Annotated in this window: 31 protein-coding genes; all 31 read right to left on the minus strand. The window is 45.7% G+C overall.

Going from position 1 to position 24,483, the window contains the following annotated elements:
* Nucleotides 1-4: 4 nt before the first annotated feature.
* A complete protein-coding gene (rpsE, locus tag ACR64Q_RS16770) occupies nucleotides 5-511 on the minus strand; it encodes a 30S ribosomal protein S5 (protein ID WP_020484817.1) in 507 nt (168 codons plus the stop codon).
* Nucleotides 512-520: 9 nt separating this feature from the next.
* A complete protein-coding gene (gene rplR / locus ACR64Q_RS16775) occupies nucleotides 521-874 on the minus strand; it encodes a 50S ribosomal protein L18 (protein WP_020484816.1) in 354 nt (117 codons plus the stop codon).
* Between the two features lie 8 nt (nucleotides 875-882).
* Nucleotides 883-1,416 carry a 50S ribosomal protein L6 gene (gene rplF, locus ACR64Q_RS16780; protein WP_026147172.1) on the minus strand — a complete coding sequence of 178 codons (534 nt, stop codon included), beginning with the start codon at nucleotides 1,414-1,416 and terminating at the stop codon, nucleotides 883-885.
* A 15-nt stretch (nucleotides 1,417-1,431) separates the two neighbouring features.
* Complete coding sequence (rpsH, locus tag ACR64Q_RS16785; protein ID WP_020484814.1) at nucleotides 1,432-1,827, minus strand: 30S ribosomal protein S8; 396 nt, start codon at nucleotides 1,825-1,827, stop codon at nucleotides 1,432-1,434.
* Nucleotides 1,828-1,855: 28 nt separating this feature from the next.
* Nucleotides 1,856-2,161, minus strand: a complete 306-nt coding sequence (gene rpsN / locus ACR64Q_RS16790) for a 30S ribosomal protein S14 (RefSeq protein WP_026602116.1) — start codon at nucleotides 2,159-2,161, stop codon at nucleotides 1,856-1,858.
* An 11-nt stretch (nucleotides 2,162-2,172) separates the two neighbouring features.
* Nucleotides 2,173-2,712 (minus strand): 50S ribosomal protein L5, encoded by a 540-nt coding sequence (gene rplE, locus ACR64Q_RS16795; RefSeq protein ID WP_026602117.1) that lies wholly within the window; start codon nucleotides 2,710-2,712, stop codon nucleotides 2,173-2,175.
* A 12-nt stretch (nucleotides 2,713-2,724) separates the two neighbouring features.
* Nucleotides 2,725-3,042, minus strand: coding sequence for a 50S ribosomal protein L24 (gene rplX, locus ACR64Q_RS16800; protein ID WP_020484811.1), 318 nt, complete (start codon nucleotides 3,040-3,042; stop codon nucleotides 2,725-2,727).
* Nucleotides 3,043-3,052: 10 nt separating this feature from the next.
* Entirely contained in the window at nucleotides 3,053-3,421 is a 369-nt protein-coding gene (rplN, locus tag ACR64Q_RS16805; RefSeq protein WP_013820378.1) for a 50S ribosomal protein L14, read from the minus strand.
* A 28-nt stretch (nucleotides 3,422-3,449) separates the two neighbouring features.
* Nucleotides 3,450-3,713, minus strand: a complete 264-nt coding sequence (gene rpsQ, locus ACR64Q_RS16810; protein WP_020484810.1) for a 30S ribosomal protein S17 — start codon at nucleotides 3,711-3,713, stop codon at nucleotides 3,450-3,452.
* Between the two features lie 2 nt (nucleotides 3,714-3,715).
* Nucleotides 3,716-3,907 carry a 50S ribosomal protein L29 gene (rpmC, locus tag ACR64Q_RS16815; RefSeq protein WP_020484809.1) on the minus strand — a complete coding sequence of 64 codons (192 nt, stop codon included), beginning with the start codon at nucleotides 3,905-3,907 and terminating at the stop codon, nucleotides 3,716-3,718.
* Nucleotides 3,907-4,320, minus strand: coding sequence for a 50S ribosomal protein L16 (gene rplP / locus ACR64Q_RS16820; RefSeq protein ID WP_026602118.1), 414 nt, complete (start codon nucleotides 4,318-4,320; stop codon nucleotides 3,907-3,909). Before rplP ends, rpmC begins: the two co-directional genes overlap by 1 nt.
* A gap of 19 nt (nucleotides 4,321-4,339) precedes the next feature.
* The gene (gene rpsC, locus ACR64Q_RS16825; RefSeq protein ID WP_026602119.1) at nucleotides 4,340-5,011 is read right to left on the minus strand and encodes a 30S ribosomal protein S3; all 672 of its coding nucleotides are present in this window, start codon (nucleotides 5,009-5,011) and stop codon (nucleotides 4,340-4,342) included.
* Nucleotides 5,012-5,020: 9 nt separating this feature from the next.
* Entirely contained in the window at nucleotides 5,021-5,353 is a 333-nt protein-coding gene (gene rplV, locus ACR64Q_RS16830; protein ID WP_036277365.1) for a 50S ribosomal protein L22, read from the minus strand.
* Between the two features lie 9 nt (nucleotides 5,354-5,362).
* Nucleotides 5,363-5,635 carry a 30S ribosomal protein S19 gene (gene rpsS, locus ACR64Q_RS16835; RefSeq protein ID WP_081607975.1) on the minus strand — a complete coding sequence of 91 codons (273 nt, stop codon included), beginning with the start codon at nucleotides 5,633-5,635 and terminating at the stop codon, nucleotides 5,363-5,365.
* Between the two features lie 12 nt (nucleotides 5,636-5,647).
* Nucleotides 5,648-6,475 carry a 50S ribosomal protein L2 gene (gene rplB, locus ACR64Q_RS16840; RefSeq protein WP_020484805.1) on the minus strand — a complete coding sequence of 276 codons (828 nt, stop codon included), beginning with the start codon at nucleotides 6,473-6,475 and terminating at the stop codon, nucleotides 5,648-5,650.
* Between the two features lie 33 nt (nucleotides 6,476-6,508).
* Nucleotides 6,509-6,808 (minus strand): 50S ribosomal protein L23, encoded by a 300-nt coding sequence (rplW, locus tag ACR64Q_RS16845; protein ID WP_020484804.1) that lies wholly within the window; start codon nucleotides 6,806-6,808, stop codon nucleotides 6,509-6,511.
* A complete protein-coding gene (rplD, locus tag ACR64Q_RS16850) occupies nucleotides 6,805-7,425 on the minus strand; it encodes a 50S ribosomal protein L4 (RefSeq protein ID WP_020484803.1) in 621 nt (206 codons plus the stop codon). The genes rplW and rplD overlap by 4 nt, the downstream gene beginning before the upstream one ends.
* 3 nt (nucleotides 7,426-7,428) lie before the next feature.
* Complete coding sequence (rplC, locus tag ACR64Q_RS16855; protein ID WP_020484802.1) at nucleotides 7,429-8,079, minus strand: 50S ribosomal protein L3; 651 nt, start codon at nucleotides 8,077-8,079, stop codon at nucleotides 7,429-7,431.
* Nucleotides 8,080-8,109: 30 nt separating this feature from the next.
* A complete protein-coding gene (gene rpsJ, locus ACR64Q_RS16860) occupies nucleotides 8,110-8,421 on the minus strand; it encodes a 30S ribosomal protein S10 (RefSeq protein WP_020484801.1) in 312 nt (103 codons plus the stop codon).
* A 5-nt stretch (nucleotides 8,422-8,426) separates the two neighbouring features.
* Nucleotides 8,427-9,617, minus strand: a complete 1,191-nt coding sequence (gene tuf / locus ACR64Q_RS16865) for an elongation factor Tu (protein ID WP_020484790.1) — start codon at nucleotides 9,615-9,617, stop codon at nucleotides 8,427-8,429.
* A 26-nt stretch (nucleotides 9,618-9,643) separates the two neighbouring features.
* Nucleotides 9,644-11,737 (minus strand): elongation factor G, encoded by a 2,094-nt coding sequence (fusA, locus tag ACR64Q_RS16870; protein WP_036275877.1) that lies wholly within the window; start codon nucleotides 11,735-11,737, stop codon nucleotides 9,644-9,646.
* 23 nt (nucleotides 11,738-11,760) lie between these two features.
* Nucleotides 11,761-12,231, minus strand: coding sequence for a 30S ribosomal protein S7 (rpsG, locus tag ACR64Q_RS16875; protein ID WP_020484799.1), 471 nt, complete (start codon nucleotides 12,229-12,231; stop codon nucleotides 11,761-11,763).
* Between the two features lie 14 nt (nucleotides 12,232-12,245).
* Nucleotides 12,246-12,620 carry a 30S ribosomal protein S12 gene (rpsL, locus tag ACR64Q_RS16880; RefSeq protein ID WP_013820393.1) on the minus strand — a complete coding sequence of 125 codons (375 nt, stop codon included), beginning with the start codon at nucleotides 12,618-12,620 and terminating at the stop codon, nucleotides 12,246-12,248.
* Between the two features lie 150 nt (nucleotides 12,621-12,770).
* Nucleotides 12,771-16,982, minus strand: a complete 4,212-nt coding sequence (rpoC, locus tag ACR64Q_RS16885) for a DNA-directed RNA polymerase subunit beta' (protein ID WP_313732486.1) — start codon at nucleotides 16,980-16,982, stop codon at nucleotides 12,771-12,773.
* Between the two features lie 61 nt (nucleotides 16,983-17,043).
* A complete protein-coding gene (gene rpoB / locus ACR64Q_RS16890) occupies nucleotides 17,044-21,120 on the minus strand; it encodes a DNA-directed RNA polymerase subunit beta (RefSeq protein WP_026602124.1) in 4,077 nt (1,358 codons plus the stop codon).
* A gap of 122 nt (nucleotides 21,121-21,242) precedes the next feature.
* Nucleotides 21,243-21,611 carry a 50S ribosomal protein L7/L12 gene (rplL, locus tag ACR64Q_RS16895; protein ID WP_020484796.1) on the minus strand — a complete coding sequence of 123 codons (369 nt, stop codon included), beginning with the start codon at nucleotides 21,609-21,611 and terminating at the stop codon, nucleotides 21,243-21,245.
* Between the two features lie 46 nt (nucleotides 21,612-21,657).
* A complete protein-coding gene (gene rplJ / locus ACR64Q_RS16900) occupies nucleotides 21,658-22,152 on the minus strand; it encodes a 50S ribosomal protein L10 (RefSeq protein ID WP_026147170.1) in 495 nt (164 codons plus the stop codon).
* 190 nt (nucleotides 22,153-22,342) lie between these two features.
* Nucleotides 22,343-23,038 carry a 50S ribosomal protein L1 gene (gene rplA, locus ACR64Q_RS16905; protein ID WP_020484794.1) on the minus strand — a complete coding sequence of 232 codons (696 nt, stop codon included), beginning with the start codon at nucleotides 23,036-23,038 and terminating at the stop codon, nucleotides 22,343-22,345.
* Nucleotides 23,038-23,469 (minus strand): 50S ribosomal protein L11, encoded by a 432-nt coding sequence (rplK, locus tag ACR64Q_RS16910; RefSeq protein ID WP_020484793.1) that lies wholly within the window; start codon nucleotides 23,467-23,469, stop codon nucleotides 23,038-23,040. Before rplK ends, rplA begins: the two co-directional genes overlap by 1 nt.
* 99 nt (nucleotides 23,470-23,568) lie before the next feature.
* Nucleotides 23,569-24,102: a transcription termination/antitermination protein NusG gene (gene nusG, locus ACR64Q_RS16915; RefSeq protein ID WP_020484792.1), complete on the minus strand. Its 534-nt coding sequence runs from the start codon at nucleotides 24,100-24,102 to the stop codon at nucleotides 23,569-23,571.
* Entirely contained in the window at nucleotides 24,102-24,482 is a 381-nt protein-coding gene (gene secE / locus ACR64Q_RS16920; RefSeq protein ID WP_020484791.1) for a preprotein translocase subunit SecE, read from the minus strand. The genes nusG and secE overlap by 1 nt, the downstream gene beginning before the upstream one ends.
* Nucleotide 24,483 lies beyond the last annotated feature (1 nt).

Consider the following 24,483-nt stretch of genomic DNA (forward strand, 5'->3'; position numbering starts at 1 on the left):
CGTTTTACCCTGTTATTTGATCAACAGATAAACCGCGCTTTGCTGCGATTTTCTTAGCATCATGCATTGCGGTCAAACCGTTAATTGTGGCACGCACAACATTGATCGGGTTACTTGTACCGATACACTTAGCCAGCACATTATGCACGCCAACGACCTCAAATACGGCACGCATAGCGCCACCCGCGATAATACCGGTACCCTCTGAAGCAGGCTGCATATAAACCTTAGCGGCACCGGTATTCGACATAATTGAATATTGTAAAGTACCTTCTTTTAACGCTACTTTTCGCATATTTTTTCTAGCTTGCTCAAGCGACTTTTGAATCGCTACAGGCACTTCCCTCGCCTTGGACACGCCATAACCAACACGCCCGTCGCCATCGCCAACGACCGTAAGCGCAGCGAAACCAAAAACCCGACCGCCTTTTACTACTTTTGCAACGCGTCTTACTGAAACCAATTTTTCCTGCAATCCGTCTGTACTACCTTGAGATGGTGCTGTTGCCATGCTATTCCCCTAAAACTTCAAGCCAGCTTCACGTGCAGCGTCTGCTAACGCTTTTACGCGGCCATGATATTTAAAACCAGAGCGATCAAATGCAACCTCTGTTACACCAGCTGCAATAGCTCTTTCAGCAACAATACGCCCCACCTCGGTAGCAGCCTTAATATTACTTGTATTACTAAGACCAGCCTTTACGTCAGCTTGCAATGTAGACGCCGCCGCAAGAGTAGCCGTGCCGTCAGCACTAAGAACCTGCGCATAAATATGCTGGGAAGTTCTATGTATGGTAAGTCTATTTACATTTAACTTTTTTATTTTGCAGCGTAGTCTTAACGCCCTTTTTAATCTTGAAGACTTCTTATCCATCACTTCACCTATTTCTTTTTGGCTTCTTTTCTAGCCACGTATTCGTCAGCGATTCTCACACCCTTACCTTTATAAGGCTCGGGCGGACGAAAAGCTCTGATTTCAGATGCGACTTGGCCGACTTTCTGTTTATCATTGCTCTTCACATGCAATTCTGTTTGCGTTGGCGCTTCAACAGTTACACCGTCGGGAATTAGATATTCGACAGGATTTGAATAACCCAAGGAGAGCGTTAAAAGATTATCTTTAACTTGCGCCCTGTACCCGACTCCAACCAACAACATTTTTTTTACGAAGCCCTCAGAGACTCCTTTCACCATGTTGTTAATTGAAGCTCTAGCAGTACCAGCGTGAGCCTTAGCACCTTTCACACTATCGTCCCATTTAACTCTAATTACGTTAGATTCGATTTCAAGATCAACAGCATCACAAAGATCAAACGCAAGCTGACCTAGTTTACCGTTAACTATCATTTGCTTGCCGTCAACTCTTACATCAACGCCTGATGGCAAAGTTATAGGCGCATTAGCTACTCTAGACATGATATACCTCTTAAATTAGCAGACAGTGCAAATGACTTCGCCGCCGTGCCCTATAGCACGCGCAGCGCGATCAGTCATCACACCATTAGAGGTTGACACTATAGCTATACCTAAACCACCTAGCACTTTAGGCAACTCGTCTTTAGACTTGTATATTCTAAGACCTGGACGGCTAACTCGCTTAACGCTCTCGATAACAGGAACCCCGTTGTAATACTTCAGCTCAACAGTCATTTCTGTATGGCAACCGGTAACTTCAGTTTTAAAATCGGTAATATATCCCTCTTCTTTCAAAACCTTCGCGATAGCCAGCTTTAGCTTAGATGAAGGGATTTTTACACTTTTTTTGCCAGCAGATTGACCATTTCTAATTCTGGTTAGCATATCTGCTATTGGATCTGTCATACTCATTTTTCAATTCTCCAAAACTTAAACAGAACTACCAGCTAGCCTTTGATAAACCTGGAACGTCACCACGCATGGTGGCCTCCCTCAATTTATTTCTGCTAAGACCAAATTTTCTGTAATATCCATGCGGGCGCCCCGTCAGATTACATCTATTGCGCAACCGGGATTTACTGGAGTCTCTGGGTAATTTTTGAAGTTGAATTTGAGCGCTCTCTTTCTCTTCGAAGGAGGCATTCGGAGATCTAATTATTCCCTTCAATTCGCTTCTTTTTGCCTGATATTTTTTTATCAGTCCTTCGCGCTTTACTTCGCGAGCAATCATTGATTTTTTTGCCATGTCGATACGCCCTAGTTTTTAAATGGAAAATTGAATAACTTCAACAGCGCTAAACCTTCTTCATCTGTTTTAGCAGTTGTTGTGATACAAATATCCATACCACGGAGCGCATCAATCTTGTCATAATCTATTTCAGGGAAAATAATTTGCTCTTTAATTCCCATTGAATAGTTACCACGACCGTCGAAACCCTTAGAACTCATACCCCTAAAATCGCGTATTCTAGGTATAGAAATGGTAATTAGCCTATCCAGAAATTCATACATTTTATCGGCGCGCAACGTAACCTTGCAACCAATCGGCATGTCGTCGCGAATCTTAAATCCTGCAATTGATTTTCTAGCCAACGTAATCACAGCTTTCTGCCCTGATATTTTTTCCATATCAGAAACCGCAGATTGCAGAACTTTTTTATCTGCAATAGCTCCACCAACACCCATATTAAGTGTTATTTTTGTGAGCTTTGGCACTTGCATTATTGTTTTGTAGCCAAATTGCTCCTGCATCGCGGGAACAATTTCAGTTTTGTATTTACTTTGTAGTCTAGCCATAGCGTTATTACCTTAGAGACCAACGTTTTCGTTAGTAGATTTAAAATATCTGACTTTTTTTCCATCATCTAGAATTCTAAAACCCACTCTGTCGCCTTTTTTCGTTTTTGGGTTAAATAAGGCAACATTCGAAATGTCGATTGGCATGTTTTTATCAACAATACCACCAGAAACACCTAGGTTCGGATTACCTCTTTGATGCTTCTTTACTAAGTTAATACCTTCGACTAATAGTTTTTGGTCTTCAAGTACTTTACTTACCTTCCCTAGCTTACCCTTATCTTTTCCTACTATTACGATGACCTCATCGCCTTGTTTAATCTTTTGCATCTTTGGACCTCTACAATACTTCTGGCGCTAGAGAGATAATCTTCATGAATTTATCGCCTCTTAATTCACGAGTAACCGGCCCAAAGATACGAGTACCAATTGGTTGTAGTTGGTTATTTAAAATTACCGCGGCATTGCCGTCAAAGCGTATAACTGAACCATCAGCCCTACGAACGCCTTTACGAGTCCTTACAACTAATGCGTTATATACGTCGCCTTTTTTAACTCTTGTACGCGGCATAGCGTCTTTGACGCTTACCTTGATGATGTCACCGATGCCAGCATAGCGGCGGTGCGAACCTCCAAGGACCTTGATACACATGACCTTTTTTGCGCCACTGTTATCGGCGACGTCAAGGCTAGTTTGCATCTGAATCATTTTTTAAAATCCCAACTAAAATTATTGATTATCTATTGGCAGTTTCTAATACTTCCAACAGTTTGAACGCCTTATTCTTAGAAATAGGACGGCAAGAGGTAATTGAAACCACGTCGCCCTCTTGGCATATATTGTTTTCGTCGTGAACGAGAAGCTTGGTGGATCGCTTTATATACTTTCCGTATACAGGGTGCTTTACCAGGCGCTCAACCAAAACAGAAGCGGTCTTATCCATTTTATTGCTAACTACCCGACCAGTTACCTTACGTACAGTATCTAGATTTTCGCTCATATCTATACTCTTACCATTTCACTTAGAATAGTATTAATGCGAGCAATATCTCGCCTCACCTGCTTAATTTGACTCGGCTTGCTAAGTTGCCCAGTTCCCTTTTGCATTCTCAAGTTGAATTGTTCGCGAGACAACTCCAAAAGACTGGAATTCAACTCTTCTTTTGTTTTGCTTCTTAAATCTTTCGCTTTCATTACATTATTGTCCGTGCAGAGAACGTAGTTTTCACAGGCAATTTAGCTGCGGCCAATTCAAAGGCTTCTCTTGCTAATTCCTCAGAAACACCCTCAATTTCAAACAGCATCGTGCCGGGTTTAATTTGAGCAACCCAGTATTCTACACTACCTTTACCTTTACCCATACGAACTTCTAATGGTTTTTTCGTGATAGGCTTGTCTGGAAAAATTCTGATCCAGATTTTACCACCACGCTTTACGTGACGACTAATAGCTCTCCTGGCCGCCTCAATTTGGCGGGCGGTCATTCTACCACGGCTAATTGATTTTAAACCATACTCGCCGAAGCTTACTGACGAACCGCGCAACGCCGTACCGTTATTTCTACCGGTATGTTGTTTGCGGAATTTTGTTCTTTTTGGCTGAAGCATCTCTTATATACTCCTTCAACTATTTTTTTGAGTCGGCGTTTAATGACGCTGCATGAGCATCCATATCAAACACCTCACCCTTAAATATCCAAACCTTTATACCGATAATTCCATAAGTGGTTTTGGCTTCAGCAGTTCCGTAATCAATATCTGCCCGCAAAGTATGAAGCGGCACACGGCCTTCGCGATACCATTCCGTTCTAGCAATCTCAGCTCCGTTCAGTCTACCTGCTACGGTGATTTTTATACCCTCAGCACCTAAACGCATCGTGTTAGTAACAGCTCGCTTCATCGCACGACGGTACATAATCCGTTTTTCAAGCTGTTGAGCTATGCTTTCAGCCACTAAATACGCGTCAAGTTCTGGCTTGCGAATCTCTTCGACATTTAATTGGACAGGAACTCCCATCATTACAGATATACTCTGCCTTAACACATCTATATCTTCACCTTTCTTACCTATCACAATCCCAGGACGAGCGGTGTGCACAGTAATATTGGCATTATTCGCAGGACGATTTATTTGCACCCTGCTGACAGATGCGTGAGCTAACTTTTGTTTGATGTATTCTCTAACCTTCAAATCCTGCAACAGAAACACAGGGTAATTCTGGCTATTTGCATACCATCTCGAAGTCCAATCTTTTACTATCCCGAGACGAATCCCAGTGGGATGTACCTTTTGTCCCATTTGCTACCTCTATTTCTCTGCTACTTTAATTGTTATGTGACAAGTTCTTTTTAGGATGTGATTCGCACGCCCTTTCGCCCTTGCGCTAACTCTCTTTAACGTTCTGCCTTCGTTAACGAATATGGTCGAAACCCTTAATTCATCTACATCAGCACTTTCGTTATGTTCTGCGTTAGCTATTGCCGACTCAAGAACTTTTTTGATTATCGCAGCAGCTTTCTTAGAGCTGAAACTCAGCAAATTCAATGCTTTTTCAACAGGTAACCCGCGTATTTGATCCCCTACAAGCCGTGCTTTTTGCGCAGAAAGAGGAGCGTTACTTAATTTAGCCGAAACTTCCACATTCACTCCTTATCTTGATTTCTTGTCTGCTATATGACCTTTATAAGTCCTTGTAGGCGAGAACTCACCCAGCTTATGCCCGACCATATTTTCTGAAATCAATACCGGCACATGCTGTTTGCCATTATGCACGGCAATAGTCAATCCCAGCATATCTGGGCTGATCATTGACCTTCTAGACCAGGTTTTAATCGGTTTCCTATTATTCGCTCTCACCGCTTCCTCTACTTTCTTAAGCAAGTGATGATCTATAAATGGACCTTTTTTAATTGAACGTGGCACGTCAAATACCTCTTATTTTTGCTTACGGCGTCTGACAATCATGTTGTCAGTACGTTTGTTTTTTCGAGTTTTATAGCCTTTTGTCGGCGTTCCCCAAGGAGACACAGGATGTCTACCACCCGATGTTCTACCTTCACCACCACCATGTGGATGGTCTACAGGGTTCATCGCTACACCTCTAACAGTAGGTCTGACACCGCGCCATCTTTTTGCACCAGCTTTTCCTAACGAAATAAGATTGTGCTCAGAGTTGGAGACTTCGCCAACTACACCTCTGCAATCTGACGGGACTTTCCTCATCTCTCCAGAACGAAGCCGGATGGTGACGTATGCGCCATCTTTAGCAACCAATTGAACAGAGGTTCCTGCGCTTCTTGCAATTTGAGCGCCCTTTCCTGGCTTCAGTTCGATACAATGAATTGTGGTGCCCAAAGGCATATTCCGCAGAGGCATACAATTTCCAGGCTTAACCGGAGTCGTTTCAGCACTCAATATCTCTTGGCCTATCTCGATGCCTTTTGGCGCAATTATATATTTGCGCTCGCCATCTTTAAAAAGAATCAGCGCTATATTCGCAGTTCTGTTCGGATCGTATTCAATACGCTCAACTAGCGCGGGAATATCGGTTTTGTCGCGTTTAAAGTCTACTATCCGATAGAATTTTTTGTGTCCACCGCCAATATGGCGAGTCGTTATTCTACCTAGATTGTTACGACCACCGGTATTGTTCTTTTTGTCAAGTAGTTGTGCAAATGGCTTACCCTTATGCAAATCATTATTTTGTACACGCACTACAAACCGAGAACCCGGAGATGTCGGTTTTGATTTTAGAATAGCCATGCTCTTCTACCGCTCCTTATTTGCTTTAAAGTATTATGCTGTCGCTAATTCAATGTTATGACCGGGCTGAAGCTTAACATAAGCTTTTTTCCAGTCGGATCGCTTACCCAATGTACGTCCGAATCGTTTAATTTTTCCTTTAACATTCAGAACACGAACGGCAGCTACTTCAACACCAAACATCAATTCAACTGCATTTTTAATCTGCAATTTAGTTGCAGACTTTTTTACTTTGAATACAAACTGATTACTTTGGTCAGCAGCGTTGGAGCTTTTCTCCGACACAATTGGCGCATACAGAACGCTTGCTAGTTTGATTTTTTCAATGCTCATGCCAAACGCTCCTCAATCTGTTTCAGCGCTGCTGCTGTCGCAATTACCTTATCCGCAGAAACCAAGGACACTGGGTCCACACTACTTGGAGTAACTACGGCTATATAAGGGATGTTTCTAGCCGCCAGAATTAAATTTTCATTTAAGTCATCCGCAACCACTAACAATCTTTTCGCATCGATACCTTTTATCTTGCTCAAAAAGTCTTTTGTTTTTGGTGTTGCCGGCGTTATGTCGTTGCATACGGCCAACCTACCCTGTCTCAACAACTCAGAAAAAATAGACCTAATACCGACCTTATACATCTTCTTGTTCAACTTCTGATCAAAAGATCTTGGTTGAGCTGCAAATGTAACACCGCCTGTACGCCATACCGGGCTCCTGGTTGTTCCTGCGCGCGCACGACCAGTACCTTTTTGACGGAAAGGCTTAGCACCACCACCACTTACCGCCGCGCGGTTTTTTTGGCCTTTAGTGCCCGCTCTTGCTGCTGAAAGATATTTGGTTACCAGTTGATGCACCAACGTTTCGTTAAAATCCTGTCCGAATACCGCCTCGGAGACATCGAGCGCCTGTGCTGAATCTTGATTATTGATTGCAGGTATTTGCAAAGTCATAAATTAACCTTTATTTAACATTTTTACTGCAGGGGTGATCACTACATCACCACCCTTGGCACCAGGCACAGCGCCTCTGACTAAAATCAGGCTCCGCTCAGCATCTACAGCATGGATAGTCAAATTCTGTATTGTAGTTTTGACCGCCCCCATGTGTCCGCACATTTTCTTACCTTTAAATACTCGGCCCGGAGTTTGATTCATACCGCTAGAACCGGGAACCCGATGGGAACGTGAGTTACCGTGCGTCGCATCTTGCGTTCTGAAATTATGGCGCTTAACTGTACCGGCAAAACCTTTACCAATGCTAGTACCGGACACATCGACGACCTGCCCAGCTTCAAACACATTAACTTTTAACTCCGTCCCTGCAGAAAACTCGCCAGCCTCGCTCTCACTTAGCCTAAATTCCCACAGACCACGACCTGCGGTGACATTGGCAGATGCGTAATGCCCAGCCATTGCTTTGTTGACTTTTGAAGACTTAACATCACCCGCCGCTACCTGAATAGCGCGATAACCATCAGTTTCAATGCTCTTCACCTGTATAACTCTGTTAGAGTCTATATGAAGTACGGTAACAGGTACCGAAGAGCCATCTTCGCAAAAAATTCTGGTCATACCACATTTACGACCAATAAGACCTATTGACATCTGCCAATCCCTCTAAATTATTACTTGCTGCTATTTAAGCTTAATTTGAACATCGACCCCAGCCGCCAGATCCAACTTCATCAAGGCGTCAACAGTCTTATCGGTTGGCTCAACGATATCAAGCAACCTTTTGTAAGTTCTCAGTTCATATTGATCACGAGCATCTTTATTGACATGCGGTGAAATCAATACAGTAAAACGTTCTTTTCTAGTAGGCAAAGGAATAGGCCCCTTAACTTGGGCGCCTGTTCTCTTCGCTGTTTCTACTATCTCACCCGCTGACTGATCAATCAATTTATGATCAAACGCTTTTAATTGGATTCTGATAGTTTGATTGGCCATCTTGATTACTCGATAATAGAAGCAACAACACCCGCACCAACGGTGCGACCACCTTCGCGAATCGCAAAACGTAAGCCGTCTTCCATCGCAATCGGTGAGATTAGTTTTACGGTAACAGCGATGTTATCACCAGGCATCACCATTTCCACACCTTCTGGCAAATCAACCGCACCGGTTACGTCGGTTGTTCTAAAGTAGAACTGCGGACGGTAGCCATTGAAGAACGGGGTATGACGGCCACCCTCTTCTTTGGACAGCACATAAATCTCTGCTTTAAAGTGAGCGTGTGGCTTGATGGAGTTAACATGCGCCAATACTTGACCACGTTCAACATCTTCTCTTTTGGTACCACGCAACAGGACACCGACGTTATCACCCGCTTGACCTTGATCAAGCAGCTTGCGGAACATTTCCACACCGGTGCAGGTCGTTTGAACGGTGTCTTTAATGCCGACGATTTCAACTGCTTCGCCCACTTTGATGATGCCACGCTCAACACGACCGGTTACTACGGTACCGCGACCTGAAATTGAGAACACGTCTTCGATGGGCATCAAGAACTTGCCGTCGATCGCACGCTCTGGCTCAGGAATGTAACTATCCAGAGCTTCAACCAAGCGGACTACGGATTGTACACCAATTTCGCTTTGCTCGCCTTCTAAAGCTTTCAATGCAGAACCCACAATAATAGGGGTATCGTCACCAGGGAATTCATATTGGTTCAACAGCTCACGAATTTCCATTTCGACAAGCTCAATCAGCTCGGCGTCGTCTACCATATCTGCTTTGTTCAAGAACACGACAATGTAAGGCACACCAACTTGACGTGACAACAGGATGTGTTCGCGCGTTTGCGGCATAGGACCGTCCGCAGCCGAGCAAACCAAGATGGCTCCGTCCATTTGGGCCGCACCGGTAATCATGTTTTTAACGTAGTCAGCGTGACCAGGGCAGTCAACGTGGGCATAGTGGCGGTTGGCTGACTCATACTCTACGTGTGAGGTAGAAATAGTGATACCGCGCGCACGTTCTTCTGGGGCGTTGTCGATTTGATCAAAAGCCTTGACCTCGCCGCCTTGCAGCTCCGCCATTACTTTTGTTAATGCCGCTGTCAATGTGGTTTTACCATGGTCAACGTGACCAATGGTGCCAACGTTTACGTGCGGTTTCTTTCTTTCAAATTTTTCTTTAGCCATGATTCAATACCTGATATGTAAAAAATTTAAGATACTTTTCTAATAATCGCTTCCGCAATATTTGCAGGTGCTTCGTTATATCTTTCAAACTGCATACTGTACGTTGCCCTACCCTGAGTCGCCGACCTTAGATCCGTGGCATAACCGAACATTTCAGCAAGAGGCACTTCGCACTCTATTACTTTTCCGGCCGGAACATCTTCCATTCCATGAATAACACCTCTCCGTCGATTAATGTCACCCACTACCTCACCCATATAGTCCTCGGGGGTTACTACCTCGACTTTCATAATGGGCTCCAGCAACGCAGGATTTGCAGTCTTAGCCCCATCCCTGAAGCACATAGATCCTGCTATCTTGAAAGCCATTTCATTCGAATCGACATCATGATATGAACCATCGAATAAACTAACCTTTACATCAACAACCGGAAAACCAGCTAAAACGCCGTTCTCCATTTGCTCTTGCACACCTTTATCTATAGCTGGAATATATTCCTTTGGAATAGCGCCACCAACCACTTCACTCACAAATTCATAGCCCGAACCACGCTCCTTTGGTTCTAACCTGAGCCACACATGTCCATATTGACCCTTGCCTCCTGACTGCCTTATAAACTTCCCTTCACACTCTACGACGCTCTTAATTGTTTCCCTGTATGCAACTTGCGGCGCGCCCACATTTGCCGCAACGTTAAACTCTCTTTTCATTCGGTCAACGATAATTTCAAGATGCAATTCACCCATGCCCGAAATTATTATTTGACCCGATTCCGGGTCACTACCGACTCTAAAGGACGGATCTTCTTGGGCTAACTTGGCTAGCGCAGCTCCCATTTTATCTTGATCTGCTTTTGTTCTTGGCTCTACAGCCACGGCAATAACCGGCTCAGGGAATTCCATTTTCTCGAGCAAAATCGGCTTTTCAATATCACAAAGCGTATCCCCGGTTGTTACGTCTTTCAGCCCAATAAACGCCGCGATTTCACCCGCCCTTACTTCACTGATTTCAACGCGACTGTTGGCATGCATCTGCACAATACGTCCAACCCTTTCCTTTTTACCCTTACCAGCATTTAAAACCACATCTCCAGACTTGACCAATCCGGAATAAACCCTGAAAAAAGTCAGTGTTCCAACAAATGGATCTGTGGCTATTTTAAATGCCAAGGCTGAGAAAGGCTCATCATCAGAGGCACTGCGAACGGCATTACTCTCCGCATCCGATAGACCTTCTACGGGCTTTATATCGAGAGGAGACGGCAGAAAATCTATCACGCCATCGAGAATACACTGCACACCTTTGTTCTTAAACGCCGACCCGCAATAAGCCGGGACCAACTTATTCTGCAGAACCTGCGCTCTTATACCCTGCTTTACTTCTTCGTTTGTCAAAACACCTTTTTCAAGGTATTTATCCATCAATTCTTCAGATGCGTCAGCGGCGGCCTCAACCATACGTTCACGCCACTCTCTTGCGCGATCTTGCAGTTCTGCTGGAATTTCCATTTCCGTAAAGCCTACACCCATGTTGGCATCTTCCCAGTAGATAGCCTTCATTTTCAGCAAATCTACAACACCTTTAAAACCTTCTTCTGCCCCAATCGGCAGCTGCATCGGCACTACGACACCACCTAGTCGCACCTTAATTTGCTCAACGACGCGCAAAAAATCAGCCCCGGAACGATCCATTTTGTTCACAAAAGCCAGTCTAGGCACATGATACTTGTTCGCTTGACGCCACACTGTTTCCGACTGCGGCTCTACCCCACCTACAGCACAAAAAACAGCGCACGCACCGTCCAACACACGCAACGACCGCTCCACTTCTATCGTGAAATCAACATGCCCTGGCGTATCAATTATGTTGATCCGATGCTCTGGATATTGCTTTTCCATACCCAACCAAAAGCACGTAGTCGCCGCAGAGGTGATTGTTATCCCTCTTTCTTGTTCTTGCTCCATCCAGTCCATAGTAGCGGCGCCATCATGAACCTCGCCCATCTTGTGAGAAACACCCGTATAAAACAGAATTCTCTCGGTTGTTGTTGTCTTTCCAGCATCGATATGAGCCATGATGCCTATATTACGGTAACGCTCTATAGGCGTCTTACGAGCCACAACAACAATCCAATGTAACTTTATTACCAGCGATAATGAGCAAACGCTTTATTCGCTTCCGCCATTCTATGCGTATCTTCGCGTTTCTTTGCTGCCGCTCCACGACCTTCCGATGCATCCAACAACTCACCTGCCAACTTAGCAGCCATTGTTCTTTCGTTGCGCTTGCGCGCAGCATCAATTAACCACCGCATCGACAACGCCAACCTTCTAGCAGGACGCACCTCTACAGGCACCTGATAAGTCGCACCACCAACCCGGCGGGATTTAACCTCAACCCGTGGCTGGACATTTTCCAGTGCTTTTGCAACCAAATCTAAAGACTCTTTATGGCCTTTACCTTCAATGACATCCAACGCACCGTAAACAATTTTCTCAGCGACAGACTTCTTACCATCCTCCATGATCATATTCATGAATTTTGACAACATATCGCTACCAAAACGCGGATCCGGATTAATGACTCTTTTTGCAGCAACTCTTCTTCTTGACATCTGTTATCAACCTTTTATTTCTTAGGTCTTTTCGCGCCATATTTGGAGCGACCACATTTTCTATCCTTAACACCAGAAGTATCGAGACTTCCCCGAACCACGTGATAGCGAACACCAGGTAAATCTTTTACACGACCACCCCGGATCAACACCACGGAATGCTCCTGAAGATTATGACCCTCACCACCGATGTAACTACTTACCTCGGCACCATTGGTCAACCTCACCCTTGCAACTTTACGCAGAGCCGAGTTCGGCTTTTTAGGGGTTGTGGTATAAACCCTGGTACAAACCCCGCGTCTTTGCGGACAAGCTTCCAACGCCGGAACGTTAGTCTTCTCTATTTTTTTAGCACGAGGCTTACGGACCAATTGATTGATCGTGGCCATTCTTAACTACTCCGAATATGCAATGTTTAATAAGCAATAAAGAAATCTGCGCAATCACAGATCAATATAGCTCCGCCCAAACCTATTGGCTGATGTGAGCAGAACATAATACCTTTACAATAGAACCAGGTCAAGCATTTTTGAGAATCTCTACTCTACATTCAATGCTTGTTTCAAAGCCTCTTCAACGTCAACCGCTTCAATGGCCTGGGTAGCCGTTTCTGAGCTGGAGCCAGAGTCCGCAGCTCTTCTCTTACGCCGTTGTTCATGGTAAGCCAAACCAGTACCCGCTGGAATGAGACGCCCAACAATTACGTTCTCTTTCAAGCCATTCAAGCTATCGCTGATACCCCTTACCGCAGCATCGGTCAATACACGAGTTGTCTCCTGGAACGACGCCGCCGAAATAAATGACTCAGTGGCCAACGATGCTTTCGTGATGCCCAATAGCAAAGAATCGTAGCTAGCCGGAATTTTCCCTTCTCTTTCAACCTGGTCGTTAACCGCGTTAATCATGGTGCGCTCGACCTGCTCTCCCTTAACAAAATCGGTATCACCAGACGCGGTAATCTCAACTTTTCTGAGCATTTGACGGATGATTGCCTCAATGTGCTTGTCATTGATTTTCACACCTTGTAAACGATAGACATCCTGAATTTCTTTTACCAGATAGTCAGCCAACTCTTCGATACCACGTAATCTTAAGATGTCATGCGGGGTCAATTCACCTTCAGCAATGGTTTCGCCTTTATCGACAAACTCACCCTCGAACACAGTGATGTGCCGCCACTTTGGAATCAGTGTTTCATATTGCTCGCCTTCCGAATCAGTGATGATGACGCGCTGCTTACCCTTAGTTTCTTTACCAAAGGAGACCATACCGGTTGCCTCAGCTAAAATCGCAGGATCTTTGGTTTTACGCGCTTCAAACAAGTCAGCGACCCGTGGCAAACCACCGGTAATATCCCGAGTTTTACTAGACTCTTGCGGAATTCTCGCCAAAACGTCACCAACCTTTACTTCCCCACCGTCTTTAACACCGACGATAGCGCCTGCCGGCAAGAAGTATTGGGCTGGAATATCAGTTCCCGGCAAATTGATTTGCCCACCCTGCTCATCGAGAAGACGAACCATAGGCCGCAACTCTTTACCAGCCGAGCTTCTTTGCTTAGGATCGGTAACCACGCGCGAGGTTAAGCCAGTTACGTCATCCGATTGTTCTTGAACAGTAATACCGTCCATAAAATCGATCAGTTGAATAAAACCGTCTACTTCGGTGATAACTGGGTGAGTGTGCGGATCCCAATTAACAATGATATCGCCGGCACTGACCGGACTACCGTCACCAACCGACAATACAGCACCGTAAGGTATTTTGTAACGTTCGCGCTCACGACCGTAATCGTCCATCACCCCAACCTCGCCCGACCGCGACACGGCTACAAGATTGTTTTCTCTGTTCTTCACAGTTTTCAAGTTATTGAGCTTCGCAGTACCGCTCGATTTAACTTGCACGTTACTGACCGCGGCAGACCGGGAGGCAGCACCTCCGATGTGGAACGTCCGCATCGTTAACTGAGTACCCGGCTCACCGATCGACTGCGCCGCTACAACGCCAACAGCTTCGCCAATATTAACTAAATGGCCGCGCCCTAAATCGCGACCGTAGCATTTGGCGCAAACGCCTTGACGAGACTCGCATGTGATTACTGAGCGTACCAACATTTTATCGACGCCGTTATCCTCCAGAACCGTGACCAGATTTTCATCAATCATGGTGCCGGCAGGAATTAAGACGTTGTTGCCGGCTGGATCAGTTACATCCATTGCAGCAACCCGCCCCAGTACGCGATCGACCAATGGCTCGACGACATCACCGCCTTCGATAATCGGCATCATAGTCAGGCCGTTTTGCGTACCGCAATCGGATTCGGCAATCACCAAATCCTGCGCGACGTCAACCAAACGACGAGTCAAATATCCCGAGTTAGCGGTTTTCAGAGCGGTATCGGCCAAGCCTTTACGCGCACCATGGGTTGAAATGAAGTACTGTAATACGTCCAAACCTTCACGGAAGTTCGCGGTAATTGGGGTCTCGATGATGGAGCCATCCGGCTTAGCCATCAAACCACGCATACCCGCCAACTGCCGAATCTGTGCCGCAGAACCCCGCGCACCGGATTCAGCCATCATAAAGATAGAGTTGAACGACTTTTGTTTTACTTTCTCGCCTTTTGAGTTGACAACTTCGTCTTCACCCAAACCTTCCATCATCACTTTCGCGACCTGGTCATTGGCACGGGACCAAATATCGACAACCTTGTTGTAGCGCTCGCCGTCGGTAACCAAGCCTGAGGCGTACTGATTCTGGATTTCGTTAACTTCGGCATCGGCTGAGCGGATGATATCGGCTTTTTTGACCGGAATTTCCATGTCTTCAATACCGAAGGATACGCCGGAACGCGTGGCGTATTTAAATCCCAGGTACATGATCTTATCTGCCAACATCACGGTTTCTTTGATACCCAGATAGCGGTAGCTATAGTTGATCAACCGAGAAATATTCTTTTTGGTCATATCAACGTTGACCAATTCGTATGGCATGCCATCGGGGACTATGCCCCAAACAATTGCGCGCCCTACTGTGGTTTTCTTTCTAGTCACGATGGTTTCGAAGTCGCCTTCCGGAGTTTTCAATTTCTCCGTCACGCGTACTTCAATTTTACTCTGTAATTCAATAGCTTTAGCGTCGAGAGCTAGCATCACCTCAGACAAGTCGCCAAATACGCTACCCTCGCCTACCGCATTGATTTTCTCACGCGTGATGTAATACAAACCCAATACCACGTCCTGGGACGGATTGATTACAGGCTCACCGTTGGCGGGTGACAAAATATTGTTAGTCGCCATCATCAAGGTACGCGCTTCGAGCTGAGCCTCGATCGACAACGGAATATGCACGGCCATTTGGTCGCCGTCAAAGTCTGCGTTAAACGCACTACAAACTAATGGATGCAGCTGAATGGCTTTGCCTTCGATCAAAATCGGCTCGAATGCTTGAATACCCAATCTATGCAAAGTCGGGGCACGATTCAACAGCACAGGGTGTTCGCGAATTACCTCTTCGAGAATATCCCACACTTCGGCGCCTTCCCGTTCTACCATTTTTTTGGCAGCTTTGATCGTTGTCGCCAAACCGCGTAGCTGCAATTTGCTAAAAATGAAAGGTTTAAACAGCTCCAGTGCCATTTTTTTTGGCAAGCCGCACTGATGCAGTCTTAATGTCGGGCCGACCACGATAACCGAACGTCCCGAGTAATCGACACGTTTACCCAACAAGTTTTGCCGGAAACGACCCTGCTTACCTTTGATCATATCGGCCAAAGATTTCAACGGGCGTCTGTTGCTACCGGTGATAGCACGACCGCGGCGACCGTTATCCAACAAGGCATCGACAGCCTCTTGCAGCATGCGTTTTTCGTTGCGAACGATAATGTCTGGCGCGTTCAGATCCAACAAGCGTGTCAAACGATTGTTTCTGTTGATCACCCGGCGATACAAATCATTCAAATCAGACGTCGCAAAGCGACCACCATCCAGCGGCACCAATGGGCGCAATTCGGGTGGCAATACTGGCAATACTGTCATAATCATCCACTCAGGACGATTATTCGAAGCCAGCAAAGAATCGATAACTTTCAGACGTTTCGAATATTTTTTGATTTTGGTGTCGGAATTCGTCGCATTGATTTCTTCACGCAACGTGTTGATTTCTTCTTTTAAATCAATTGATTTGAGCAAATCATAGATGGCTTCTGCACCCATTTTTGCCACGAAATCATCGCCGTGCTCTTCAACGGCGTTCAAGTATTCTTCGTCGGTCAGCAGCTGGCCTTTTTCCAAAGGCGACATGCCGGGATCGATCACTACGAATGTTTCGAAATACAACACCCGCTCAATAGAACGCAGGGTCATGTCTAACAACAAAGCAATCCTAGATGGCAGTGATTTCAAAAACCAAATATGCGCAACCGGGCTGGCCAAATCGATATGGCCCATTCGTTCCCGGCGCACCTTAGACAGGGTAACTTCGACTCCGCATTTTTCGCAGATGACACCGCGATGTTTTAGGCGCTTGTATTTACCGCACAAACACTCGTAATCGCTGATCGGTCCAAAAATCTTGGCGCAAAACAGGCCATCACGTTCCGGCTTAAAGGTACGGTAATTGATTGTCTCAGGCTTTTTAACTTCACCATAAGACCAAGAGCGAATCATGTCCGGCGAAGCCAATCCAATGCGGATATTGTCAAAATCATCTGTACGACCTTGACGTTTTAAGAAATTCATTAAATCTTTCAAGAGCTTATCCCCTTTAAATGTTATCCGATATTGTCCAGAATCTATCTCGCAAAGAACAGAATTAATCTTGTTCCATTTCGATATTCACTGCTAGCGAACGAATCTCTTTCACTAAGACATTGAATGATTCCGGCATGCCGGCTTCCATTGAATGATTGCCATCGACAATGTTTTTATACATTCTGGTTCTGCCTGTGACGTCGTCGGATTTGACCGTCAACATTTCTTGTAACGTATAAGCGGCACCGTAAGCTTCGAGCGCCCAGACCTCCATCTCACCAAAACGTTGGCCACCGAATTGCGCTTTACCGCCCAAAGGCTGTTGTGTTACCAAACTATATGGACCGGTTGAACGTGCATGCATTTTGTCGTCCACCAAGTGATTCAGTTTCAGCATGTACATGTAACCCACGGTAACTTCACGCTCGAACGGCTCACCTGTCAAACCATCGTAAAGCACGGTCTGACCATGTTCCGGCAAATCCGCCAAACGCAACATGGTGCGAATATCTTCTTCGGAAGCACCGTCGAATACAGGAGTCGCCATCGGCACACCGGCAACCAGATTGACCGCCATCTCCAAAATTTCTTTATCGGTGAATGAATTAAGATCTTCTTTTCTACCGCTGCAATTGTAAATTTTCTCCAAGAAACCACGAATTTCGACGACTTTTGCTTGAGCTTCAAGCATCTTACCGATCTTGATACCCAAACCTTTGGAAGCCCAACCCAAATGTGTTTCCAGTACCTGTCCAACGTTCATCCGCGACGGTACACCGAGTGGGTTTAATAGAATGTCGACAGGATTGCCGTCAGCTGTATAAGGCATGTCTTCAATCGGTACGATTTGCGAGATAACACCTTTGTTACCATGGCGACCCGCCATTTTGTCGCCGGGCTGAATGCGTTTTTTCACGGCCAAATACACTTTGACCATTTTCAACACACCTGGCGCCAAATCGTCGCCCATCGTGATTTTTTTCTTTTTCTGCTCGAAACGTTCGTCGAACTCTTTACGTTGCTGCTCTACATGCTCGGCAACAGTCTCCAACTGCACATTGACATCTTCGTCCTGTGTGCGAATTTTCAACAACTCTGAGGGAACCAGTCCATCGAGGTAATCGGCAGTAATCTCTTCGCCTTTTTTCAAGCCATTCGGGCCTTTTTCGGCCTTTTTACCCGCTAACAAAGTTTTTACCCGCGCAAAAATATCGTGCTCGACGATTTTCAGCTGGTCGTCCAAGTCTTTCCGGTAACGCTTGATTTCCGCATCTTCGATTTCCAATGCTCGCTTGTCTTTCTTCACACCATCGCGGGTGAAAACCTGAACATCAATAACTGTGCCGCGAACATTGCCGGGTACGCGCAGAGAAGTATCCTTAACGTCGGCCGCTTTTTCACCGAAAATCGCTCTCAGCAGTTTTTCCTCCGGGGTTAATTGCGTTTCGCCTTTTGGCGTCACTTTACCAACCAGAATGTCACCGCCTTTGACTTCCGCACCCACATAAACGATGCCGGATTCGTCCAGTTTGGATAAGGCTTCTTCGCTGACGTTGGGAATATCCGCAGTAATTTCTTCCGGACTATGCTTGGTTTCACGCGCAACGCAGGTTTTTTCTTCGATATGAATAGTGGTAAAGCGATCCTCTTTCACTACACGCTCGGACACCAAAATGGAGTCTTCGAAGTTATAACCGTTCCATGGCATAAAGGCGATCAACATGTTTTGACCAAGTGCCAATTCGCCTATGTCGGTGGAAGGACCGTCCGCCAAAATATCGCCGGCTCTAACGATGTCACCGAGTTTAACCAGTGGTTTCTGGTTAATGCAGGTGTTTTGGTTAGATCGGGTATATTTAATCAAGTTATAAATATCGACACCTGGTACGCCAGCTACCGTTTCATTATCGTTTGCACGTACTACGATGCGCGCAGCGTCGACCGCTTCGATACGACCGCCACGAGTCGCAACGACGGTTACGCCAGAGTCTTTGGCCACTACGCGTTCCATACCGGTACCAACTAAAGGCTTCTCAGCGCGCAAAGTCGGAACGGCTTGCCGTTGCATGTTAGAACCCATCAAAGCCCGGTTCGCGTCGTCATGCTCAAGGAACGGAATAATCGATGCCGCCACTGAAACGATCTGTTTGGACGATACGTCCATATACTGCACAGTTTCGGAGGAAGCCAAAGTGAATTCGTCTTTGTAACGGCAAGATACTAAGCCTTCAACCAATTTGCCGCTTTCGTCAACCGCAACGCTGGACTGCGCAATAACGTATTCGCCTTCCTCAATAGCAGAGATGTAATCGACCTGATCGGTAACTTTGCCATCGACCACTTTCCGATAAGGGGTTTCCAGGAAGCCATATTCGTTGGTTCTAGCATACACCGACAGTGAGTTAATCAAACCGATGTTCGGTCCCTCTGGCGTTTCGATAGGGCAAACCCGACCATAGTGAGTGGTGTGAACGTCACGAACCTCGAATCCTGCGCGTTCTCTGGCCAAACCACCTGGTCCCAAGGCCGAAACTCGGCGTTTATGAGTGACTTGCGACAGCGGATTGTTTTGGTCCATAAACTGCGATAGCTGGCTAGAACCAAAGAACTCTTTGACCGCAGCGGAAACTGGTTTCGCATTGATGATTTCCTGCGGCATATAGCCTTCGGAATCCGCCAAAGTCAAACGTTCTCTAACAGCCCTTTCAACTCGCACTAAACCGATGCGGAACTGGTTCTCAATCATTTCCCCAACAGAACGTACGCGTCTGTTACCCAAATGATCGATATCGTCTACGGTACCGTTACCATTTCTGATCTTGATCAGTTCTTTCAGTACATCGATGATGTCTTCTTTGCTTAGAGTCCCTAAGCCTTCTGTCTCTTCACGACCCAGGCGACGGTTAAATTTCATCCGTCCAACGGCTGACAAGTCGTAACGCTCGTCAGTGAAAAACAGGTTTTCGAATAAATTTTCCGCAGACTCGACGGTAGGAGGCTCGCCAGGACGCATCATGCGATAAATTTCTACCAAGGCTTCCAAGCGATTTGTGGTGGTATCCAGGCGCATCGAATTGGAGATATACGGCCCCCTATCCAAATCGTTGACATACAGGGTGTTTATCTCGGTAACACCTGCGTCGATCAATTTTTGCAATAAATTATCGGTGATTTCGTCGTTAACACTGGCCAACAACTCGCCAGTGGATTTATCGACAACATTGTGGCCCAGAATTTTTCCATACAGATAGTCTCTAGGCACTTCGATTTCAGTGACACCGGACTTTTCCAGTTGACGAACATGCTTCGCTGTAATTCTGCGACCTTCTTCGATAACAACGTTACCGTCGTGCTTAATATCGAAAACAGCCATTTCACCACGCAACCTATCCGGAATAACGTGGAACATCAATTTTTCGGCGCTCAATGAGAACTTGTTGGTTTCGAAGAAAATGTTGATCATTTCTTCGTTTTCATATCCCAAAGCCCGTAACAAAATAGTAGCCGGAATTTTTCTACGTCTGTCTATACGCACATAGACGGCGTCTTTATGATCGAATTCAAAATCCAACCATGAGCCACGATACGGTATTACCCGTGCATTGAACAGCAATTTACCGGACGAATGGGTTTTACCTTTGTCGTGATCGTAGAATACACCGGGAGATCTGTGCAACTGCGACACAATGACCCGCTCAGTACCGTTAATCACGAAAGTGCCGTTATCGGTCATTAGCGGAAGTTCGCCCATGTAAACTTCTTGCTCTCTAATATCTTTGACGACCTTGGTATTGGCAGGCGCGTCTTTATCATAGATAACTAAACGTACTAAAACGCGCAACGGAGCTGAAAATGTAGCACCGCGCTGTTGACATTCTCTTACATCGAATGCGGGTTCCCCCAAGCGATATTTAACGTACTCCAATACGGCATAGCCGGAATGACTTACTACCGGAAAAACACTGGAGAATGCGGCATGCAGCCCCTGATTACGTCTTTTATCCGGCTCTATGCCGGACTGCAAAAAATTTGCATACGAATCAATTTGTGTTGCCAAAAGATAGGGGACTTCCAATACTTCGGAACCCTTCCCAAAATTATTACGGATACGCTTTTTTTCGGTAAAAGAATAGGCCATATTGCTTCTATACCTTCGTCGTCAGAGATTATTTACTACTGTTTTAGAAACAGTAAAAGGCCGACGGCAAAATGCCGTCAGCCCGGTTTGGTAGGCTTATGCCTGGTATGCAGTCAAGATGCTTATTTGATTTCGGCAGTTGCGCCAGCTTCTTCAAGCTCTTTTTTCGCCGCTTCAGCTTCGGCTTTGTTGACACCTTCTTTAACGGTAGTTGGTGCGCCTTCAACAGCGTCTTTAGCTTCTTTCAAGCCCAAGCCTGTCAATCCGCGAACTGCTTTAATAACCGCTACTTTGTTTTCGCCGAAACCGGTCAAGATAACATCGAACTCGGTTTGCTCTTCAACAACAGCCGCCGCTACAGGAGCTGCAACCGCCACTGCCGCAGCAGCAGAAACGCCAAACTTTTCTTCCATCGCTGAAATCAGATCAACGATTTCCATAACAGTCATGTTAGAGACTGCTTCCAAGATGTCTTGTTGTGAAATTGCCATTGTGTATTCCTCTAAAATTAATGAGTTTTAACTGGTTAACGCGAGATTATGCCGCTTCTTTCTCGTCTCTGATTGCAGCCAGAGTACGCGCGAGTTTCTCGACCGGTGCTTTCATGACCGACATCAGCATGCTGATACCTTGATCACGGGTTGGCAATCTTGCCAATCTATCTAGCTCCGATCCATCAAAAGCCTGTCCGCCGATCGCAACTACTTTAGCGATCAGTTTGTTATGGCCTTTGGAGAATTCGCTGATGAGTCGTGCAGCGCAGCCTGGATCTTCCATGGAAAATGCCAGAATTAAAGGACCAACCAGTCCTTCCTGCATACATTCAAACTCAGTCCCAGCGACAGCACGTTTAGCCAGTGTATTTTTGACTACGCGCAAATAAACGCCCGTTTCTCTCGCGGTTTTACGCAGCTCCGTTAATTCGGTAACTGTCAAACCCCGATATTCCGCCGCAATGGCGGAATGGGCTTTAGCGGCGAATTCAGCAACTTCCTCTACGACAACTTTTTTGCTATCTAAATTGAGTGCCACATCTACCTCCGGTACTTTCCGATTATGCATCGGATCTATGAAACGCATCTTTCGATGCCCCTTTCACGGTCCCTTTCACCAACTTTGCGGCTCCAGCTCCCGTCTGCGTAGGAAAATTAAGCTTTCGCACCTACGGTCTTTGACGGCTGCCGATAACTCGGCAACCCAAAGCCTTACAACTGTTAATTTATTAAATATCGATACTGCTTTGATCGATCCACAAACCTGGACCCATAGTCGACGACAGGGCAATTTTTTTCAGATACACGCCTTTCGCTGCCGTAGGCTTGGCTTTTTTCAGATCTGAAATCAAAAACTCCAGATTTTGTTTGAGTGAGGTTTCATCGAAAGACACTTTGCCGATAGAGCAATGAATGATGCCTGATTTATCGGTGCGGTATCTAACCTGCCCGGATTTGGCATTTTTGACTGCTGTAACGACGTCAGGCGTTACGGTACCTACTTTCGGGTTTGGCATCAGTCCTCTTGGACCTAAAATTTGACCTAATTGACCAACTACGCGCATTGCATCAGGTGAAGCAATAACCACATCGAAATTCATCTCGCCGCGTTTCACTTGCTCGGCCAAATCATCCATACCGACGATGTCCGCGCCCGCTTCACGCGCTGCATCAGCATTAGGGCCTTGAGTAAACACAGCAACTCTTACCGTTTTGCCAGTCCCGTTAGGCAACACGGAGGCACCACGAACGTTTTGGTCGGATTTGCGTGGATCAACACCCAAATTAACACTCACATCCACTGACTCATCAAACTTGCTATTCGCGAACTCTTTTAAAAGAGCCACCGCTTCGGCGACCGAATATTGTTTACTTCTAACTACCTTTTCTTTGATAGCCTTTGCTTTTTTAGTTACTTTTGCCATTACACGCCCTCCACGTTCAAACCCATGCTGCGAGCGCTTCCCGCAATAATTCTTATCGCCGCTTCCAAATTAGCTGCGTTCAAGTCTTCCATTTTGGTTTTAGCGATTTCTTCCAACTGCGCACGCGAAACCGTGCCGACTTTATTAGAATTGGGCTTGCTGCTTCCGCTTTTAATACCCACTGCTTTTTTCAACAAAACCGAAGCGGGTGGCGTCTTGGTAATAAAAGTAAAGCTTTTATCACTATAGACGGTGATAACAACAGGCAAAGGCAGGCCTTTCTCAACTTCTTGAGTTCTCGCATTAAACGCCTTGCAGAACTCCATAATATTGACACCACGCTGACCCAATGCAGGACCAATTGGTGGACTAGGATTAGCCTCACCTGCTTTAACTTGCAGCTTGATGTACGAATCAATTTTTTTTGCCATTTTATACTCCTAACGGGTGCAAACGCTTTTCAGCTCCCCAACAAACAAAAATCCCGGCCACATAAATGACAGGGATTCGTAAAAATCTCGGATTGTAGGTTAGACTTTTTCAACCTGTCCAAATTCTAATTCAACTGGTGTAGATCGACCGAAAATAAGAACCGATACGCGCAACCGGCTTTTCTCGTAATTGACTTCTTCTATGTTGCCATTGAAGTCTTTAAATGGGCCATCGGTAATCCGAACAACTTCCCCAACTTCGAACAACACTTTAGGCCTCGGTTTATTCACACCCTCTTCAACGCGATTTAATATTGCCATCGCTTCTTTTTCAGAGATCGGTGACGGCCTATCTGATGCCCCACCAATAAAGCCTAATACTCTGGGGACGTTCCTTACCAAATGCCATGTTTCGTCATTCAATTCCATTTGCACAAGCACGTATCCGGGAAAGAATTTTCTTTCACTTTTACGCTGCTGACCCATACGCATTTCAACGACCTCTTCGGTAGGAACCAGAATTTTTCCAAAAAATTCTTCCAATCCTTCACGTTTTATGCGCTCTTCCAGAGCTTGCTTGACTTTATTTTCAAAGTTGGAATAAGCGTGAACGACATACCAGCGAAGTGCCATTATTTAATCCCCTGGCTCATCAAAAGCTGAACACCCCAAAACAAAAACATATCTAGCAGCCACAGTATTAAGCCTACTATGAAGACCATTAAAAAAACCATTAGCGTAGTACGAACCGCTTCGTCTTTAGTGGGCCAGACGATTCTCTTGAATTCCTGCTTGGACTCCAGCATAAAACCCCATAGACCACGACCTTTAGCAGTCGTAAAAGCGACAGCCACAGCAGCCGCTAAAACCGCCACCAAAACTAAAACGCGATAAAGAAGCTGCAAATCAGAAAAATAGTAGAACGCTGATATGCCGGCAACAACAAAAACCAGAGATAAAGCCAACTTTACGATGTCCACCACTGAGGAGACTTCTTCTGCCTGTGCGTTCATT

Source organism: Methylomonas sp. 2F7 (assembly GCF_057126975.1).

What these genes read in the sequence shown, in the direction of transcription:
- rpsE (WP_020484817.1), bottom strand. Translation starts at nt 511, where the DNA reads ATGGCAACAGCACCATCTCAAGGTAGTACAGACGGATTGCAGGAAAAA.
- rplR (WP_020484816.1), bottom strand. Translation starts at nt 874, where the DNA reads ATGGATAAGAAGTCTTCAAGATTAAAAAGGGCGTTAAGACTACGCTGC.
- rplF (WP_026147172.1), bottom strand. Translation starts at nt 1,416, where the DNA reads ATGTCTAGAGTAGCTAATGCGCCTATAACTTTGCCATCAGGCGTTGAT.
- rpsH (WP_020484814.1), bottom strand. Translation starts at nt 1,827, where the DNA reads ATGAGTATGACAGATCCAATAGCAGATATGCTAACCAGAATTAGAAAT.
- rpsN (WP_026602116.1), bottom strand. Translation starts at nt 2,161, where the DNA reads ATGGCAAAAAAATCAATGATTGCTCGCGAAGTAAAGCGCGAAGGACTG.
- rplE (WP_026602117.1), bottom strand. Translation starts at nt 2,712, where the DNA reads ATGGCTAGACTACAAAGTAAATACAAAACTGAAATTGTTCCCGCGATG.
- rplX (WP_020484811.1), bottom strand. Translation starts at nt 3,042, where the DNA reads ATGCAAAAGATTAAACAAGGCGATGAGGTCATCGTAATAGTAGGAAAA.
- rplN (WP_013820378.1), bottom strand. Translation starts at nt 3,421, where the DNA reads ATGATTCAGATGCAAACTAGCCTTGACGTCGCCGATAACAGTGGCGCA.
- rpsQ (WP_020484810.1), bottom strand. Translation starts at nt 3,713, where the DNA reads ATGAGCGAAAATCTAGATACTGTACGTAAGGTAACTGGTCGGGTAGTT.
- rpmC (WP_020484809.1), bottom strand. Translation starts at nt 3,907, where the DNA reads ATGAAAGCGAAAGATTTAAGAAGCAAAACAAAAGAAGAGTTGAATTCC.
- rplP (WP_026602118.1), bottom strand. Translation starts at nt 4,320, where the DNA reads ATGCTTCAGCCAAAAAGAACAAAATTCCGCAAACAACATACCGGTAGA.
- rpsC (WP_026602119.1), bottom strand. Translation starts at nt 5,011, where the DNA reads ATGGGACAAAAGGTACATCCCACTGGGATTCGTCTCGGGATAGTAAAA.
- rplB (WP_020484805.1), bottom strand. Translation starts at nt 6,475, where the DNA reads ATGGCTATTCTAAAATCAAAACCGACATCTCCGGGTTCTCGGTTTGTA.
- rplW (WP_020484804.1), bottom strand. Translation starts at nt 6,808, where the DNA reads ATGAGCATTGAAAAAATCAAACTAGCAAGCGTTCTGTATGCGCCAATT.
- rplD (WP_020484803.1), bottom strand. Translation starts at nt 7,425, where the DNA reads ATGACTTTGCAAATACCTGCAATCAATAATCAAGATTCAGCACAGGCG.
- rplC (WP_020484802.1), bottom strand. Translation starts at nt 8,079, where the DNA reads ATGTCAATAGGTCTTATTGGTCGTAAATGTGGTATGACCAGAATTTTT.
- rpsJ (WP_020484801.1), bottom strand. Translation starts at nt 8,421, where the DNA reads ATGGCCAATCAAACTATCAGAATCCAATTAAAAGCGTTTGATCATAAA.
- tuf (WP_020484790.1), bottom strand. Translation starts at nt 9,617, where the DNA reads ATGGCTAAAGAAAAATTTGAAAGAAAGAAACCGCACGTAAACGTTGGC.
- rpsG (WP_020484799.1), bottom strand. Translation starts at nt 12,231, where the DNA reads ATGTCAAGAAGAAGAGTTGCTGCAAAAAGAGTCATTAATCCGGATCCG.
- rpsL (WP_013820393.1), bottom strand. Translation starts at nt 12,620, where the DNA reads ATGGCCACGATCAATCAATTGGTCCGTAAGCCTCGTGCTAAAAAAATA.
- rpoB (WP_026602124.1), bottom strand. Translation starts at nt 21,120, where the DNA reads ATGGCCTATTCTTTTACCGAAAAAAAGCGTATCCGTAATAATTTTGGG.
- rplL (WP_020484796.1), bottom strand. Translation starts at nt 21,611, where the DNA reads ATGGCAATTTCACAACAAGACATCTTGGAAGCAGTCTCTAACATGACT.
- rplA (WP_020484794.1), bottom strand. Translation starts at nt 23,038, where the DNA reads ATGGCAAAAGTAACTAAAAAAGCAAAGGCTATCAAAGAAAAGGTAGTT.
- rplK (WP_020484793.1), bottom strand. Translation starts at nt 23,469, where the DNA reads ATGGCAAAAAAAATTGATTCGTACATCAAGCTGCAAGTTAAAGCAGGT.
- nusG (WP_020484792.1), bottom strand. Translation starts at nt 24,102, where the DNA reads ATGGCACTTCGCTGGTATGTCGTTCACGCTTATTCCAACTTTGAAAAT.
- secE (WP_020484791.1), bottom strand. Translation starts at nt 24,482, where the DNA reads ATGAACGCACAGGCAGAAGAAGTCTCCTCAGTGGTGGACATCGTAAAG.